Annotated in this window: 16 protein-coding genes; 14 read left to right on the top strand and 2 right to left on the bottom strand. The window is 41.9% G+C overall.

The window, feature by feature from the left end:
* The first annotated feature begins 9 nt into the window (after window positions 1-9).
* The 7 genes from arsB to H5164_RS15295 all read left to right on the top strand — a co-directional run bounded on the left by arsB (window position 10) and on the right by H5164_RS15295 (window position 6,542).
* Window positions 10-1,029 (top strand): ACR3 family arsenite efflux transporter, encoded by a 1,020-nt coding sequence (arsB, locus tag H5164_RS15325; protein ID WP_182756981.1) that lies wholly within the window; start codon window positions 10-12, stop codon window positions 1,027-1,029.
* Window positions 1,030-1,103: 74 nt separating this feature from the next.
* Window positions 1,104-1,598 carry a tyrosine-protein phosphatase gene (locus H5164_RS15320; RefSeq protein ID WP_182756979.1) on the top strand — a complete coding sequence of 165 codons (495 nt, stop codon included), beginning with the start codon at window positions 1,104-1,106 and terminating at the stop codon, window positions 1,596-1,598.
* Between the two features lie 61 nt (window positions 1,599-1,659).
* Window positions 1,660-2,670, top strand: a complete 1,011-nt coding sequence (locus tag H5164_RS15315) for an ArsJ-associated glyceraldehyde-3-phosphate dehydrogenase (RefSeq protein WP_124016633.1) — start codon at window positions 1,660-1,662, stop codon at window positions 2,668-2,670.
* 6 nt (window positions 2,671-2,676) lie between these two features.
* Window positions 2,677-3,894, top strand: coding sequence for an organoarsenical effux MFS transporter ArsJ (gene arsJ, locus H5164_RS15310; protein ID WP_124016634.1), 1,218 nt, complete (start codon window positions 2,677-2,679; stop codon window positions 3,892-3,894).
* A gap of 330 nt (window positions 3,895-4,224) precedes the next feature.
* Window positions 4,225-4,401: a DUF1328 family protein gene (locus tag H5164_RS15305; RefSeq protein ID WP_124016635.1), complete on the top strand. Its 177-nt coding sequence runs from the start codon at window positions 4,225-4,227 to the stop codon at window positions 4,399-4,401.
* A gap of 80 nt (window positions 4,402-4,481) precedes the next feature.
* Complete coding sequence (locus tag H5164_RS15300; protein WP_124016636.1) at window positions 4,482-4,676, top strand: hypothetical protein; 195 nt, start codon at window positions 4,482-4,484, stop codon at window positions 4,674-4,676.
* A gap of 213 nt (window positions 4,677-4,889) precedes the next feature.
* Window positions 4,890-6,542, top strand: a complete 1,653-nt coding sequence (locus H5164_RS15295) for a diacylglycerol kinase family protein (protein WP_124016637.1) — start codon at window positions 4,890-4,892, stop codon at window positions 6,540-6,542.
* A 15-nt stretch (window positions 6,543-6,557) separates the two neighbouring features.
* On the opposite strand, the gene H5164_RS15290 is transcribed toward H5164_RS15295, so the two are convergent.
* Entirely contained in the window at window positions 6,558-7,922 is a 1,365-nt protein-coding gene (locus tag H5164_RS15290) for a sigma-54-dependent Fis family transcriptional regulator (protein WP_124016638.1), read from the bottom strand.
* Window positions 7,923-8,188: 266 nt separating this feature from the next.
* Between H5164_RS15290 and H5164_RS15285 the strand changes: the two genes are divergently transcribed.
* The 5 genes from H5164_RS15285 to H5164_RS15265 all read left to right on the top strand — a co-directional run bounded on the left by H5164_RS15285 (window position 8,189) and on the right by H5164_RS15265 (window position 12,056).
* Window positions 8,189-8,665 (top strand): hypothetical protein, encoded by a 477-nt coding sequence (locus H5164_RS15285; RefSeq protein WP_124016639.1) that lies wholly within the window; start codon window positions 8,189-8,191, stop codon window positions 8,663-8,665.
* Between the two features lie 274 nt (window positions 8,666-8,939).
* Complete coding sequence (locus tag H5164_RS15280) at window positions 8,940-9,491, top strand: BON domain-containing protein (RefSeq protein WP_182698188.1); 552 nt, start codon at window positions 8,940-8,942, stop codon at window positions 9,489-9,491.
* Between the two features lie 143 nt (window positions 9,492-9,634).
* A complete protein-coding gene (locus tag H5164_RS15275) occupies window positions 9,635-10,219 on the top strand; it encodes a TetR/AcrR family transcriptional regulator (RefSeq protein ID WP_124016641.1) in 585 nt (194 codons plus the stop codon).
* A 91-nt stretch (window positions 10,220-10,310) separates the two neighbouring features.
* On the top strand, window positions 10,311-10,871 hold the full coding sequence (locus H5164_RS15270; protein WP_124016642.1) for a C40 family peptidase: 561 nt from the start codon (window positions 10,311-10,313) through the stop codon (window positions 10,869-10,871).
* 153 nt (window positions 10,872-11,024) lie between these two features.
* Complete coding sequence (locus H5164_RS15265) at window positions 11,025-12,056, top strand: LacI family DNA-binding transcriptional regulator (protein ID WP_124016643.1); 1,032 nt, start codon at window positions 11,025-11,027, stop codon at window positions 12,054-12,056.
* A 101-nt stretch (window positions 12,057-12,157) separates the two neighbouring features.
* Here the strand turns inward: H5164_RS15265 and gtfA are convergent, their stop codons facing one another.
* Window positions 12,158-13,639, bottom strand: a complete 1,482-nt coding sequence (gene gtfA, locus H5164_RS15260) for a sucrose phosphorylase (protein ID WP_182756977.1) — start codon at window positions 13,637-13,639, stop codon at window positions 12,158-12,160.
* A gap of 187 nt (window positions 13,640-13,826) precedes the next feature.
* Between gtfA and H5164_RS15255 the strand changes: the two genes are divergently transcribed.
* A complete protein-coding gene (locus H5164_RS15255; RefSeq protein WP_182723139.1) occupies window positions 13,827-15,047 on the top strand; it encodes a sugar MFS transporter in 1,221 nt (406 codons plus the stop codon).
* A gap of 269 nt (window positions 15,048-15,316) precedes the next feature.
* The gene (locus H5164_RS15250) at window positions 15,317-17,713 is read left to right on the top strand and encodes a TonB-dependent receptor domain-containing protein (protein ID WP_124016646.1); all 2,397 of its coding nucleotides are present in this window, start codon (window positions 15,317-15,319) and stop codon (window positions 17,711-17,713) included.
* Window positions 17,714-17,752 lie beyond the last annotated feature (39 nt).

Below are 17,752 nucleotides of genomic sequence, written 5' to 3'. Positions count from 1 at the left end.
GTCATTTGTATGGGAACGTTCGAACGGTTTTTATCGGTATGGGTTGGCTTAAGCATGTTGGCCGGAGTGTTGTTAGGTTTATGGCAGCCCGAGGTCTTTCAGGCTATCGCTAATCTTGAAATCGCCCACGTTAACTTGGTTGTTGCGGTGTTTATTTGGGTGATGATTTATCCAATGATGGTGCAAATTGATTTTTCGGCAATGAAAGATGTAGGTAAAAACCCTAAGGGATTATTACTCACCATTGTCATTAATTGGTTAATTAAACCCTTTACCATGGCAGCATTGGGCTGGTTGTTTTTTAAGGTGCTGTTTGCCGATTTGGTCGACCCTGCATCTGCGCAAGAGTATATCGCAGGGATGATTTTATTAGGCGTTGCACCTTGTACCGCAATGGTGTTCGTGTGGTCGCAATTAACTAAAGGTGATGCGAACTACACATTAGTGCAAGTGTCAGTTAATGACGTAATTATGGTTTTTGCCTTTGCGCCAATTACTGCATTATTACTGGGTGTAAGCGATATTCAGGTGCCATGGGAAACCTTGCTTATATCGGTATTACTGTATGTGTTGTTGCCATTATTGGCTGGTGTAACAACGCGTTACTTGCTTAATCGTCGCCATGGCTTAGCCGCTGTTAACTCATTTTTAGCCAATTTAAAACCATGGTCGATTATCGGTTTACTGGCCACAGTGGTGTTGCTGTTCGGTTTTCAAGCTGAAGTGATTGTGTCAGATCCGCAAACCATTGGCTTAATTGCCATACCACTAGTTATTCAAACGTACGGTATTTTTATTATTGGGTACATAGCAGCTAAATGGCTGAAATTAGCCCATAACATTGCCGCCCCAGCTTGTTTAATTGGTACATCTAACTTTTTCGAGCTAGCTGTCGCTGTGGCGATATCGTTGTTTGGGCTGCACTCAGGAGCCGCGTTGGCTACGGTTGTAGGGGTATTAGTTGAAGTGCCGGTGATGTTATCGCTGGTGGCCATTATCAATCGGACTCAACATTGGTTTAACCATTAATTAAGTCAGTTTGTGAATTCGGCTTTGTGAATCAATTTATGAACATATTTTGAAGTTACTTTTTGGAGTTAACCATGCAAGCTCATCCTTATGATGTTTTAGCGTTAGATAATGGCGCCAAGCTGATTTTTACCCCGTGTCCTGGTACCAAAGATGAAGCATTAGCTGCGTCAGTTGCCACATTAAAGGCGGCGGGTGCAAAAATGCTAATCACTTTGATGTTTGATGACGAAATAGTGCGTAATAAAGCGGAGGATTTACCCGCAGAATGTGCCTCACAAGCCATTACTTGGGTGCAATTGCCCATTGCTGATGATGCTGCGCCAGGGCAAGAGTTTGAAACTCAGTGGTTAGCCCATAAACTCCAGATTATTGAATTGCTGAATAACCGAAGCGCTATCGCAGTGCATTGTAAAGGCGGTTCGGGCCGCACGGGATTAGTCATTGGTCTGATATTAGTAAGCTTAGGCTGGCCTAAAGATAAAGTGATTAATGCAGTGCAAACTCTGCGACCCAAGGCGCTGACTCATCCGGTTCAGCGTGAATATTTTGATGCATTTAATGGTTAGCATGTAGTGACTAACCTTTAACATTACCACTTAAAAATGAGCGCAAGCTTAGGACACCATTATGACAATAAAAATAGGCATTAACGGTTTTGGCCGTATGGGACGTTTATCAATGCGTGCGGCGTATGATTGGGACGATGTTGAAATTGTGCACATTAATGATCCCGCTGGCGATGCTGCTACCCTGGCGCACTTAATGACCTTTGATTCAGTTCATGGTCGTTGGCATCATGAAGCGACACATGATGGTGATGCCATAGTGATTAAGGGTAAAGCTATTCCTTGCAGTCGTAATGTGGCCACCCAAGACACTGATTGGTCAAAATGCGATGTAGTGATTGAAGCCTCCGGCAAGATAAAAACCAAAGCCTTGCTACAAGCTTACTTAGATCAAGGGGTTAAAAGAGTTGTAGTAACCGCGCCAGTAAAAGAAGACGGCGTGCTCAATATTGTGATGGGCGTAAATGAGCATTTATACGATAAAGCGATTCATCCAATCGTAACGGCAGCTTCTTGTACCACCAATTGTTTAGCGCCTGTGGTAAAAGTGATCCACGAAAAAATAGGCATTAAACATGGCTCGATGACCACTATTCATGACATAACTAACACCCAAACGATTTTAGATGCACCGCATCAAGATTTACGCCGCGCCCGTGCGTGTGGCATCAGTTTAATTCCAACCACCACCGGCTCTGCTACTGCTATTACCCATATTTTTCCTGAATTGAAAGGCAAGTTAAATGGCCATGCGATTCGGGTGCCGCTAGCCAATGCATCGCTTACCGATTGTGTGTTTGAAGTGGCCCGTGGCACAACGGCAGAAGAAGTAAACCAGCTTTTGAAGCAAGCTGCTGATAGCGAACTTAAGGGGATTATGGGTTATGAAGAGCGCCCATTAGTGTCGGTCGATTATAAAACCGATCCACGCTCAAGTATTATCGATGCCTTATCGACTATGGTGGTTAATGATACCCAAGTTAAGCTGTATGTGTGGTACGACAATGAGTGGGGTTACGCTAATCGCACCGCTGAGCTTGCGCGCAAAGTAGGTTTGGCGGACAAGGAATAAGCTAACATGGGGCTGTTAACTTTCAGTACATTGCCATCTCACATTAAGCAATATCTAATAATCACTGGTAATTATTGGGCATTTACCTTAACCGATGGTGCACTGCGTATGCTGGTGGTGCTGTATTTTCATCAGCTAGGTTACAGCCCGTTCAATATCGCGATGTTGTTTTTGTTTTATGAGATTTTTGGCGTAGTCACTAATCTTGTAGGTGGTTGGCTAGGGGCAAGGCTTGGCTTAAATAACACCATGAATATTGGTCTCTGCCTACAAATAGTTGCGCTAGCTATGTTGGCCGTACCAGCGGACATGTTGACCATAATGTATGTCATGGTTGCGCAAGCCTTGTCGGGTATTGCTAAAGACCTCAATAAAATGAGCGCCAAGAGTGCGATTAAAATGTTGGTGCCTAGTGATGCGCAGAGCAAGTTGTATCAATGGGTGGCCATTCTTACTGGCTCTAAAAATGCGTTAAAAGGACTGGGGTTCTTTTTAGGTGGCATTTTGCTCACGCTATTTGAATTTCGCGGTGCAGTGCTGTTGATGGCAGCCTTATTAGCTTGTGTGTGGGTGATGAGTCTATTGAGCTTAAAAGCGGATTTAGGCAAAGCGAAAAACAAACCTAAATTTATCGATATTTTTTCCAAAAGTCCGGCGATTAATTTGTTGTCGGCAGCGCGAATGTTTTTGTTTGGTGCTCGAGATGTATGGTTTGTGGTGGCGTTACCAGTGTTTCTAGCGGTGACATTTGAATGGGATCATTGGTGGGTGGGCGGTTTTATGGCGAGTTGGGTGATTGGCTACGGCATCGTCCAGTCATTTGCGCCTTATGTTACTGGTAAAAAACACGGCAAAGTACCAACAGGACGCGCAGCCTTTGTATGGGCTGGCTACTTATTACTTATTCCTGCTGCTATTGCTCTTGCGTTGCACTTTAACTTTTATATCCACGTGACATTAATTGCCGGATTAATGCTATTTGGCGCTGTGTTTGCCATTAACTCGTCACTGCACAGTTATCTGATTGTTAGTTATGCAGGGCATGATGGCGTGTCACTTGATGTGGGATTTTATTACATGGCCAACGCCATGGGACGTCTTATCGGCACCGTTCTTTCGGGGTTGGTGTATCAAATATACGGTTTAGAAGCTTGTTTGTGGATATCGAGTGGCTTTATAGCGCTAGCAACATTAATATCATTTAAGCTGCCGTATACGTTGTAATGCTTGGTGTTATTCTGGCGGCGCTTATGTTGACTCCTTTTCATTGCTCCTTTCGATACTGGTTCGCTAGTATCTGAAACTCTTACCGGAAACATCGGTAAAAAGTGCCTACAAGTCTGTGGCTCTTCCATCGCTCATTTTTCGATATTAAATTAAATCCTTTATAATCATGGCTTTAATTTTTTATTTACTGTTGGCACGATGTTGGCATTAGTAAAAACATAGTCGTTGTGTAAATGGTTAATTCTCAGATGGTTAGGTATGAGGTCGATATCAAAAGGATTAGCACATCACGCACCATACTGTAAATCGTACACCAAGGAGGTTTTTATGTTGGGCTGGACATTAATGTTTTTAGTTATAGCCGTTATAGCAGGACTATTGGGTTTTACTGGTATTGCTGGAGCCGCAGCAGGGATCGCCAAAATTATTTTCTTTATCTTTATTGTATTACTGGTGATTTCATTATTATCCAGTGCGATTAGAGGTAAAGGTCCCCGAGCATAGTAGGTAACCTGAGCTCTGAAGCCGAGTTAAGGTTAGCGACAAAACGTTATTCGATTACAACCATCATCTAGGAGATGAATATGAAATTATTAAAATTACTGACAATGGCAAGTTTAATGGTGTTTTTAACGGCTGGTTTATCAGCATGTTCAGACAATAAAGCTGAGAATGCTGGTGAGAAAGTGGATGAAATGATCCAAGATGCTGGTAATGCTGTTGAAGATGCATGTGAAGATGTAAAAGAAGGCATGAAGTCAGAAGATCCAGACTGTTAAATACAGTGCAATCTGATTAACTATTTAATCCGTTCAGAGCCGTTAGGTTATTAACGTAAAGTACATTGATGTCAAAGGTCACGACTTGTTTAGACTCATATAAGTCAATGTAAAATCTTAAGAGCGTGGCGCGAAGTGATTAGATAGTTATAGTGATAAGTATTGTCTTAAGCAGCACTCATGTGCTGCTTTTTTTAAAAAAGGAGGACCACAATGCTCACCCGTATCCATATTAAATATTATTATACCCTTGGTACGTTATTGGCTGCGTGCTTATGTGTGGCGCTTCCTTATGTGTTACTTAAGCTTGTTTTTGCGTGGCTTGCATTATCTTTAGGCTTGGTGAGTTCGGCGTATTGGTTTAATAGTGCAGGTATTTTCCGTAAACGCCAAGATGGCAGTATTCCTTGGTATATAGGTTGGAGCTTTATTCCGTTTTTATTGGGTTGCCAGCTATATAACGCCTGGGCGAGAAAAAATGACAAAGTTCCTGCAATACAAAAAATTGATAAGCAGCTGTATTTAGCCTGCCGGTTGTTTTCTGGCGATATTGACCGACTAAAGCATGAGAAAATTGATGCTATTTTAGATGTTACTGCAGAATTTGACGCATTAGAGTGGACTCTGGTTGATGAAAATATTGCCTATTTAAATATTCCGGTATTGGATCACAGCGTACCTAGCGTCGCACAGTTAAATCAAGCGATTAATTGGTTACATAACCAAGTCAGTAATGGCAAAAATGTCGTAGTACATTGTGCATTAGGTCGAGGGCGTTCGGTGTTAGTGCTAGCCGCTTACTTAGTGTGCCGTGAGCAAAATCGTAATGTTAATGATGTGCTGAAATCTATCAGTAGTATTCGTCAAACCGCGCGGTTAAATAAATGGCAGTTAGCAGCCGTCGAAAAAATGCATCGCCTGAATCAAATTCATATCCATAAACGCGCTTGGTTGATAGTGAACCCAGTGTCAGGTGGCGGTAAGTGGCATGATGAAGCCGATCATATAACTCAAACCTTGAGCGATTATTTTCAGCTTGAAGTCTTATATACCACTAAAGACAAGTCTGCGGTGCAACTAACCGAACATGCCAAAAAACAGGGTGCTGATATTATTGTTGCTTGTGGTGGAGATGGCACAGTTAACGAGGTGGCATCGGTGATTGTCGACAGTGATATTTATCTAGGTATTATTCCTATGGGCACCACTAATGCACTTAGTCACACCTTGTTTGGTATCACCAGTAAGTTAGTACCGGTATCGCAAGCGCTTGATATTTTGATTCAAGGTTATTCTCAGCGCATAGATACTGCCATGTGTAATGAGCAATTGATGTTGTTGCTAGCGGGCTTGGGCTTTGAGCGGAAAATGATACAGAAAGCCGATCGCGACCGAAAAAATGAGCTCGGACAGTTGGCTTACCTTAATGGTTTGTGGGAGGCGATAGATGAAAATCAGCCTTTGTCGATGAAATTACAGCTTGATAGTGGTGACATTCAAATGATTAACACCACGAGTTTAGTGATTGCCAATGCGGCGCCATTCACCAGTGTATTAGCCCAAGGAAATGGTGAACCCAATATTACCGATGGTTTGTTAGACATTACTTGGATTGAGTCCAGTGAGACATCACCACAACAATTATTGAGTATGACCGAGCTATTATTTGCCGGATTAACAGGCGAGCGTGAAGATGATCAGCAGAGTGGAATTCATCATGAGCAAGCTAAGACGATTCAGTTGAGCACGGACTCGTTGTGCAAATATGTTATTGATGGTGAGTTATTTGAGTCTGAAGATTTATGCATCAAGGTTAAACCTAAGTCATTAAATGTGTTGCTGCCTCAAGCGAGCAAACACATTTAATCACTTAGCACGCTGTTAAGGTTCGTCAGGACTCGTTTGGTCTTGGTATTTACTTAACTTGTTATAAAGGGTTTTAACGCTGATACCTAATTGTTTTGCAGTTTCATTTTTATTGCCCATCGATTCATCAAGGGCCTGATAAATTGCAGCTTTTTCTAGTTCGTCGAGGCGCATGCCCACAGGTATTTGTACGCCGTCAGTTAACGGCTCTGTTGAAGGTTCTAGCGATGACACCATGATATGGCTCGGTAAAATTTCGTTTTCTGCCAGAATATATGCACGTTCAATAGCGTGTTTCAATTCGCGGACATTACCAGGCCATTTTTGTTGTTGGATCAGGTTAAGAGCATCATCTGAAAACATTTTTGTGAGTTTTTCAGCTGTGTTTCGATATGCCAAAAAGTGCTGTGCGAGTCCACTTATGTCGTTGTTACGGTTGCGTAATGGTGGCACTTGGATGGGAAAATGCGCTAAACGAAAATATAAGTCTTCGCGAAAATGACCCGCATCAATAGCGTCGGCTAGATCGCGGTTAGTGGCGGCAATAATACGAACATTGGCTTTTTTAAGATGTTGTGAGCCTACCGAGCGATATTCATTATTTTCGAGTACGCGTAGTAATTTTACTTGGTGTTCTAACGGCATTTCGGTTACTTCATCAAGAAATAAGGTGCCGCCTTCTGCCTGCTCAAATACACCACGGTGATCTCGATGGGCACCAGTAAAAGCGCCTTTTACATGGCCAAACAGTTCGCTGTCGACCAGTTCAGGGCTTAATGCACCACAGTTAATTGCGATAAAGGGTTCGTCGACTCTATGACTAGCCAAATGAATAGTATTGGCAACGAGCTCTTTACCTGCACCGCTTTCACCAACGATGAGCACGTTGCTCTCGGTGACAGCGACTTTACGAATAGTGCGATATAACTTGTGCATCGCACGCGATGAACCAACCAATAAACCATATTGGTCTAGTTCACTCGAAAAAGGCTGTTTTTGCTTAGTCGATTGCGATTTGAAGTCTCGGGCAAAGTCTTCTAGCGTGTCGTTAATCACATCAGCATCGTAAGGCTGGCGAAAATGATAACCAGCCGTTTTTGACATTAAATGATCTAAGTTGGGGTTTGGCTTACCTTCGGTTAAGAAGATGAGCTCAATATCAGACATTATCGAACTGTCAGTTAGCTCAGCGTATTCTTGTTGGCTTAATTGTGACAGTTCAATGATAGCAACGTCTATTGAGTTACTCTTCAGTTGGTCTAACCAGGACTGGTCAACTGAGCTGGCAATCTTATTAAAGTGCTGGCTACTTGGTAAAGCAAGTAGACGAGCTTCACCTTCTTGACGGTGTAAATGGTAAAAAAGTGTTGGACGTGGCATGCCGATTCACTCCCTGTGGTATGTAGTCCAATGTTTGTCTCGGGTGTCGTGTGACAACTAAAGACAATCATTCAGTGTTGTTAGGCCATTAACGTGTAACAAAATATTATAATAACACTAATAATCAGATGGTTAATTAAATTTTGTCCATGTGCAGACGTGCTTATGTTTAGGCTTTGCTTACATAATATGTGCTGGATCTCTATAGGTTATACAACCTATAGAGCAAAGTACTAGTTAAATTATCGAATACAGGAGGATTTGCGTTGAAATCATATACTCGAGACGAACAAGTTGAGTCCGATGTGTGGCTTTTGCATGAAGCGATTGATTTATGCCAAGAGGGCGAGCAATTTTATGCCCAAGCAATACTAGGGGCCGACGATTACAACATTAAGCGGGTTTTTATCCATATGGCTGACATTAGAAAATGCATGCTAACGCGTTTAACACCATTATTTACGTTGATGCGATCCAGCCAAGCAAGACCTATGGACAGTAAAACCTTTCACCAACAATCTTCATATAAACACTATGCTAAGGCCGAACACCTGATACAGGATAAACCATTACCGCAGGTGATTGCAGTATTGGTTGAAACTGAGCAACAAGTATTAACTCAATTAAAGTACGCCGCTAAAAAAACTAAAAATAAGCGTGTCGCAGGGCAACTTGCCGAAGGCATTGCTTGGCTACAGATGAGTTTTGATACCATGAAACACCTTTCCGTTGCAGGTAATTAGTCTGCGGGTAATAAAAACGCCTGATAATGTTGATTCTCAGGCGTTTTTTGTTGATGTTCGCTTCGTCACCTTTTAAGTCTAGTCGAGGTTAAGCCACTCTTGATTGCCATGAGGAAAAATTTACCTAGTATCGGTAAAAAAGTCCGATAACATTACTATTAAAAGTCATCATAGCAATGAAGAAATTTAATTAGTTGTTATTTTACATGTGGTTATAATTATTGGCATGATTCGCGCATTATAATCCTTGATATTAACAACGGAGGAAATCTTTATGAAAAAGACCACATTATCTGTAGTAATGAGCATCATGTTAGGTTCAATGGCATTCGGTGCAAGTGCAGCACAAGATTGGCAAGATGATGCAAAAGATGCGTGGATCGATGGTAAAGCTGAAACCACACTTTTGTTAAATACTAATTTGAATTCATTCGATATTAATACTGACGTACATGATGGCAATGTGACCCTAACAGGTAAAGTTAACAGTAGTGTTGATAAGGCACTTGCCGGAGAATTAGTGAAAAGCTTAGATGGCGTTAAAGACGTCAATAATGAATTGTCGGTAATGAAGCCTGATAGCGATAAAGACACTAATGATCTCGCTAAAACCCTCACCGATTCAAAAGTCGCTACCGTAGTCAAAACGCGACTATTATTCTCAGCCGACGTATCTGGTACCGATATTGACGTTGAGGTAAAAAATAGCGTGGTAACATTAAAAGGTTCGGTATCGAGTGATGCTGAACGTGATTTAGCTTTAATGATTGCCAAAAATACTGATGACGTAAAAGATGTTGTTAATAAGTTACGTGTCACTCAGTAATCTATTGATAATCTTTAAACCAGCCTTTGGGCTGGTTTTTTTATGCCTAAAATAGGCAATAAGTCACTATATTTTGATTATTAGCAACTAAAGTTAGCCGACTGGTCTATTCTTGTTTATCCTGTCATTGAAATGGAGGCTCAATGAACAAAAGTGCAGCAAGTAGACAATCAATATGCGCCGTAGGCGAAAAGCTTTTTGCGTTACACGGTTATAGTGGCGTGGGCATTAAATTAATTCTCGACGAGGTCGGTATTCCTAAAGGGTCTTTTTACCATTACTTTGCCAGTAAAGAGGCGTTTGCGGCAGCCGTTGCCGAACATTATTTTCAATTACGTATTCAACCTATTGCTATCGATTCAAGCGTAAATTTTAAAACTAATTTATCAACAATGCTTAATGGGTATCATCAACTCATTGATGAGCTGTTTAGTGGCAGTGAGCCTCGTGGCTGTTTAATGGGTAACTTAATGGTTGAAGTCAGTAGCAAAGCGCCTTTATTGCATCAAACCTTAAACCACCTTTATGATCAATGGTTGGGCTTATTGAGTGCGCTTATCGAGCAGGGGCAGCAGCAAGGCCATATCCGTACAGACTTGCCAGCATTAACACTAGCGAGTGTTTTTTGGGCGAACTGGCAAGGAACTATGCTACGCTGCCAAATTAAAGTCGATAAAATGACTGCTAAGCGAGCTTTAGTGCAGTGTATGCAGATGATGACTCGATAGATTCAAGTGCTGCAGCAGTGATTTTGAGCGTGTATTGTGGAAAAAATATTGCTACATAGAGCGGTTTTTTCGGTGTTTGGAGTAGGGTTAATTGGCTAAAAGATTATTACTTAGTTGTTTGGTTTTACTGCTGTCGGCATGTGCGTCTAGTCCGCAAGTGGTTATCGCACCTAAGCCTGTGGTAGTTCCACCCATGCTTAAGCAAGCAGCGCCCAAGTGGAGCGAGTCAAGCCTGTTAAGTTTTCATAATCAATGGAAAGGTACGCCATATCGTTTAGGTGGCCTGAGCCGAAATGGCGTAGATTGTTCAGGGTTTGTGTATTTGGCCTACCTGAACATTGTCGGCGACAAACTACCTCGTACAGTGAATTCACAGGGGACTTTGGGTAAAGACGTGCCGCGCAGCCAGTTACAAACCGGCGATTTAGTTTTTTTTAAAACCACTAGGACGGTTCATCATGTCGGTATTTACATGGGCAATGATCGTTTTTTACATGCCTCGACTAAAAAAGGGGTAAAAATTTCGAGTTTGAATAATATCTATTGGAAGCCTCGTTTCTGGTTTGCAAAACGCATAGACAATCCAACGTTTGAACAAAACATGTCGATAGCCAGTTTGGTCGAACATGTTCAACAGCAAGACCATTTATAATTTAGCAGCAGTTTAACAGCTGGTGCCGTTTATTTGCTTCAACCCTAGGCCTGCATTTGAAGTATTGCTTGGGTTGTTTTCACCGCTTAGCATCGATATATTCATGTTATAAATAGCTGTTTAGGCTAAAACCACGACGTAAACGGACCCGTTATGCCAGACTCCAAGCATTGGACCTTAAAAAGTATTGCCAAAGAATTAGGTGTGTCGAATGCGACGGTATCTAATGCGTTTAATCGTCCAGATCAGTTGTCGGAAAAACGCCGCACAGACATTCTCGCTGCCTGCAACGAGCTAGGATATTTTGGACCTAATAAAGCCGCGCAATCTTTAAGGCGTGGTAAATTTGATACGGTCGCATTGGTGTTGTCGGACAGTATTGAATACATGGTATCAGATCCTGTGGCCAGTAAATTTATGAAAGGTGTTGCGGCCGTTTTCGAGCAACATAAAATTAATTTACTGTTGTTTTCTGGTAGCTCTGACAATGTGAATGGCGTCAATGATTTTGTCGATGGCTTTATTTGTTATGGTCGCCCCCGTAACCGTTTATTGGCAGAGCAATTGAAAAAAATCCGTAAAAAAGTGGTAACGGTCGACTTTAATATTCACCGTAGTGCTTCGGTGAGTATCGATAATAAAGCCGGTGCCTATGAAGTGGCTAAGTTGGCAATTCAATCTGAGCAAGATCAGGTCGCAATTCTTGGATTACGCTTGCTTGATACCCATTTAACCTGCCGCGTGTATGATATTCATTCTATGGAAATTGACACGTCTGTAGCGCATCAGCGTTTGCAAGGTTATTTGGATGCCATTGGTGATACTGGGGTTAAGCTTGGTGATGACCGCATATGGAATATCCCTGAAAGTAATGCCGACTTTGCAACCATAGCTGCCAAAGAGGCGCTTAATTGTGTACCGCGTCCGAATGTATTTTTGTGCATGAGTGATTTAATTGCTTTGAGTTTAATGCGCGAGGCAATCCAACAAGGTTTACGTATCCCACAAGATGTTCGAGTGGTGGGTTTTGATGGTATTGACGAAGGTACTCGGGCGATCCCGCCGCTGACGACTGTGTTCCAGTATTCAGAACAAAAAGGCCGTAAAGCCGCTGAAATGTTTATTGCTGATGCCCATCATGCTGAAGTGTTAGGTTATGAATTGTCACGTGGTGGCAGTTGTTGATGTAATATTGATGACCGGACGATCTCGATACAAATATGTTGATACAAATAAGGCGCCTAATAGGCGCCTTATTTACGTTTGAGCTTAAATTACCCGTCAGATTATCTGCTATGTTTGGCCAATAAATCGGCCAGCACAATGTGGGTCGATTGTTGGGCTGCAACTATGTTGATATGGGTTTCTTTAGTGGCAAAGTTCACGCTTAACTTGGCTGAACTGTCGCCATGCACCCAAGAAAGTGTTAACTGATTAGCTTGGTTTGTCATGGTGAACTCACCATTAAAGGCATCGACATTATTGCGAAGAGTGATCAGCTCACATAGCGTTTTAACAACTGGTTTTTGCATCGCGGTTTGAATGTCGCTTACCTGTAGATAAGGGCGGTTAATGTCACGACCTACCTGAGTTTGATTCAGCAATTCCATGGCATTAGGCACAGCCAATAAACCTGTGTAATACACCTGCGGAATACCTGGAGCAAAAAATTGTACGCTTCGAGCGATTAAATAATCAATGTCATTTTGGCCAAGCGCATCGTAGTAGGTGCAATTAACTTGATATAGATCGACATTGCTGGCTGCCGCGCCCGTTGCTTGTAAGCTTTCACCTTTGCTATTGCTGTGGATGCGGTTAACTAGGTTATCAATTTCTGCAGCGGTTAATAAACCTGCTTTATTGCCGACAGGGCCTGCGTCGATAATACCAATACCGTCATGCGTGTCTAATACTGTGACACAGTTGCGTGGTGCAATTGATAGCCAATGGCTTAATGCACTGACATCTTGGCTAAATAGGCTGTGAAGGATCAATGGCGGTAGCGCAAAGTCGTACACCATGTCTACCCGCTTAGCGATATCGAGTTGGGTCATGTAGTGCGAGTGAATTTCGGCAAGGGTGGTCATGCCTAGGCTGTTGGCTTTTTTGGCTAACTCATCGACAAATTCAAATGACTCTTCAATCATAAAGCAGCTAGTACCCGGCTTTTTAATCGCATAGCCAGCAGCGTCAAGACGAATAAGAGCGACTTTGCTTTCATGAAAACGCGTTAGCACCTTGTTTAAATGCGCCTGACCTGCAGCGGTATGCACATTAATATCAATTTGGTTTGAGGTAAAAGTCGTCCAAAACTCGGCTTCTGTCCCGTCGGCAAGTTTATAGGTAGTGAAGCAACTCCCTGGGCGTGGACGATAAATTTTAGCTTGGTTTTCTGCGCTCAACCCGTCAGGAAATACGCTCTCTTTAGTTAAAAATAAATCCCAGTAAACAGAACTTTTACCGTTGGCAAGTACGTCTTGAAACTCGGTAGACTCCGCTGACATGTGGTTAACGATTAAGTCGGCCATGATGTCGTATTGCTGGCCAATCTGCTTTACGTCATTCCAATCACCAAGACGTTCATCTACTTTTGCATGGTCTATAGGGTCAAAGCCAGCATCGCTGCCGTCAATTGGATAGTAAAAAGGTAACAGATGTACGCCACCAAAGAGATTATGAAGTTCTGTGTCGAGAACCTGTTTGAGTCCTTTTAAGTCTGAGTGCGCTATACGATCTACGTAAGTGATCAGCTGAACATTATTTTTCATTTTGGTGACTCTTAAAGTAAGTATTTAAAAAAACTTAATCGATTAAGTTGTATATTTAACCAATATGAAACATTATTCAAGGGCTTTGTTTAAATATTGAATTCGTTTTCTGTGGGAGAAGACGAATGTGTCGCCATAAATAGACAGTGTGACCACAAAGAAAACATATAACAATAAGGTGAGAAGTATGGTTAACCATATGAAAGAGCTAGATAATTGCGGTAACTCTAGGATAAGAATACTAACGTATTTAATGTTTTTTATGTTTGCCATGACCTCTGATGCAGTGGGAGTGATTATTCCTGAGTTGATTAACACATTTGACTTATCGATGTCACAAGCGAGCGCATTTCATTACATGCCAATGCTTTTTATTGCATTAAGTGGGCTGTTTTTAGGCTTTCTGGCAGATAAGTTAGGCCGGAAAGTAACGATTTTAATTGGCTTACTGTTGTTTGCGCTGGCCAGTTTTATGTTCGCTTTAGGTGAGTCATTTTATTATTTTCTATGTTTGTTGGCACTAGTGGGTATTGCTATTGGGGTATTCAAAACTGGCGCGCTAGGGTTAATTGGTGATATTTCAACTAACTCAAAACAACATTCAAGTACTATGAATACCGTTGAAGGCTTTTTTGGTGTGGGTGCTATGGTTGGTCCGGCGATTGTCAGTTATTTATTGATAACAGGCGTGTCGTGGAAGTATCTGTATTTTGGTGCTGGGGCGTTTTGTTTAATATTATGTTGGTTAGCTTATAAGGCTGAATACCCGCAACTTAAGCGCTCATCTACTCAAAATATTAATCTCGCCAGTACGTTTAGCATGATGAAAAACCCTTATGCATTAGGCTACTCTTTAGCGATTGGGCTTTATGTTGCTACTGAAGTGGCTATTTATGTTTGGATGCCGACGTTATTACTCAACTATGAAGGCGAGTTGGCATTAATCGCAACGTATGCGTTAACTATCTTTTTCACATTGCGGGCATTGGGACGTTTTCTGGGGGGGTGGATCCTCAATCAATTCAGTTGGCAACAGGTGATGTTTTGGTTCAGTCTGGCAATTAGCTTATGTTATTTAGGCGCTATGGTGTATGGCATTTCGGCTGCGGTTATTTTATTGCCTTTATCAGGTTTGTTTATGTCTATGATGTATCCGACATTAAATTCTAAAGGGATCAGCTGTTTCCCGGTTGATCAACATGGTTCGGTTGCTGGGGTCATTTTATTCTTTACTGCACTTTCTGCTGCATTAGGTCCCTTGTTAATGGGACTAGTAGGCGACATATTTGGTCATGTTAAATACGGGTTTTATTTAGCCACCGGCTTTGCATTTATGTTGTGCGTTTTGGCAGCATACAATCTGTTTCGTGACCCCTCAGGGCATTTGTTAACCGCTGACGCTAAATAATCAACAACTACTATTATAAATATTTAATTTATTAAACATCTACTTAGGCGATTTTTTAATCCAGTTAACGATAATTGAACATAAATTGTACTTGCAATTTACTATTTAGTTGCTAACTTGTAACTTAATCGATTAAGTAAAAGGTTTAAGTTTAGCGCCTTGATTAGCTATTGAGATAGTTTGGGGCTTAGTTCGATTGATGAATATATTACTGATGTTGTTATGGGGAGATAAGACAACATCAATACACTCTATGTGGGGACATAAAAATGATAAAAAGCACATCTAAAAAATTTGTATTGAGTACGCTAGCTGTGATGGTCAGTTCAAGCTTGTGGGCTGCTGACACTGACACGGTGGAAACTAAAAAAGACGCCATTGGTCTTGAGCGCATTGTGGTAACGGGTGTTGCACGTGGTACACGTGTAATGGACTCGAGCGTGTCAGTGAGCAGTGTGTCACCAGAAGATTTAGCAATTAGCTCACCTCGTTCATCAGCCGAAGCGTTCCGTATTATTCCGGGCATGAAGGTTGAATCGACTGGTGGTGAAGGTAACGCCAACATTGCGGTACGTGGTTTACCGGTTGCCTCTGGTGGAGCTAAATTCTTGCAAATTCAAGAAGATGGTTTACCTATTTTACAGTTTGGTGATATTGCATTTGGTAATGCGGATATTTTCTTACGTATTGATTCTACAACACAAACTATTGAATCAATCCGTGGTGGTTCAGCCTCAACAGCTGCCAGTAACGCACCAGGCGGTATTATTAACGTCATTAGTAAAACGGGCACCAGTGATGCTGGCAGTATTTCGTCTACTGTGGGTCTTGATTACGATACTTTGCGTACTGATTTTGAATATGGCGCAAGCATTAATGACTCAATGCGTTTTCATATTGGTGGCTTCGTGCGTACCGGTGATGGTCCGCGTGATCCTGGTTACACCGCGAACAAGGGTGGCCAAATTAAAGCTAACTTAACCAAAGAATTTGATTCTGGTTATGTACGTTTGTATGTAAAGCACTTAAATGATAAGAGCATTGGTTATTTGCCGATGCCAATGTATTCAGATGGCAGTTCAATACCTGGATTTGATGCCCAATCTGATACGGTTCATTCGGCTAACATGTTATCAACCCTGCGCTTAGATGCTGACGGCAATATCAGCCGTGGTGATATGCGTGATGGTATGAATCCGATTGTGAATTCAGTTGGACTAGAAGCTTCATTTGATTTAGGCGATGACTGGTTAGTTGAAAACCGTTTCCGCATCTCGGATGTTAGCGGTAATTTTATGTCGTTAATGCCTGCCGAAGTGGCTAACAGCTCGAGTATTGCTGACAGTATTGGTGGCAGCGGATCATCACTGATTTATGCTAATGGTGCCAAAGCGGGTCAAGCATTTGATAGTGATTTAGCTATGCGCGTACACAGTTTTGATGTGACCATGAATGACTTTGGTTCTATCGTCAATGACATGAAATTAACCAAGACGTTTGATGATTCTAATGTCACTTTTGGTTTTTATACGGCCACGCAAAATATCAATATGACTTGGATGTGGAACTCTTATTTGATGGAAGTGCAAGGCGATAATGCCGCGCTTTTAGATGTGGTCGGTGCCGATGGCACTGAGTACTCAGATAATGGTTTATACGCTTATGGCGTGCCTTACTGGGGCAATTGCTGTCAACGTAACTATGATTCAGACTACACTATTAAAGCACCGTATATTGCTGCGTCATCTAAGTTCGGCGATTTATCATTAGACGGTAGCGTGCGCTATGACTCTGGCGATGCCAGTGGTTACTATGCGGGTAATGTGCAATCACAAGTGGATATGAACCGTGATGGGGTGATTTCTCAGCCTGAGCTAAGTGTGTCGTCAATTGATAATGCTAACCCACAACTAGTGAATTATGACTGGGGTTACCTGTCATATTCATTAGGTGCTAACTATCAAGTATCTGAAGATTTAGCCGCATTTGGTCGTATCAGTCATGGTGGTCGTGCCAATGCTGACCGTTTGTTGTTTGGTAAAGTGAATGCTGATGGTTCAGTTTCTGACGAAGACTCTGTGGATGAAGTAGACCAGTACGAAGTGGGTGTGAAGTATCGTTACGATAGCGTGTCGCTATTTGCCACGGCGTTTTACTCTGAAACAGAAGAGCAAAACTTTGAAGCCACTAGCCAAATATTCTTTGACCGTAAATATGAAGCCAAAGGGATTGAGTTAGAAGGTGCTTATTATGTTGGTGATTTCGACTTTCGCGGTAACGTAACCTGGACCGATGCTGAAATTGTTAAAGATGCCCTTAATCCAAGTGTAATTGGCAACACACCTCGTCGCCAAGCTGATTTTATTTACTCGCTAATGGGCCGTTATAACTTTGATAAAGGCTCTGTTGGGGTCAATTTGATTGGTACCACTGAGTCTTATGCTCAAGATAATAATGACCTAAGTTTTGATGGTTATACTCAAGTCAATGCGTTTGCATCTTACCAGTTAACCAATGCGTTATCAGTCGCGCTTAACGTCAATAACTTGTTTGATACTGTGGGTATTACCGAAGCTGAAGAAGGTTCGGTACCCGATAACAATATCATTCGTGCCAGAACCATTAACGGTCGTACAACCAGCGCAACGGTTAAGTACGAGTTTTAATCTTTTATTGTCATAACCTTAGTTGTAATAGTATTAGTT

The sequence above is a fragment of the Shewanella sp. SG41-3 genome (assembly GCF_014164545.1).
Classification (GTDB): Bacteria; Pseudomonadota; Gammaproteobacteria; order Enterobacterales; family Shewanellaceae; genus Shewanella; species Shewanella vesiculosa.
Note: the sequence above shows the minus strand (reverse complement) of the source record. Positions and strands in the feature narration are given on the sequence as shown.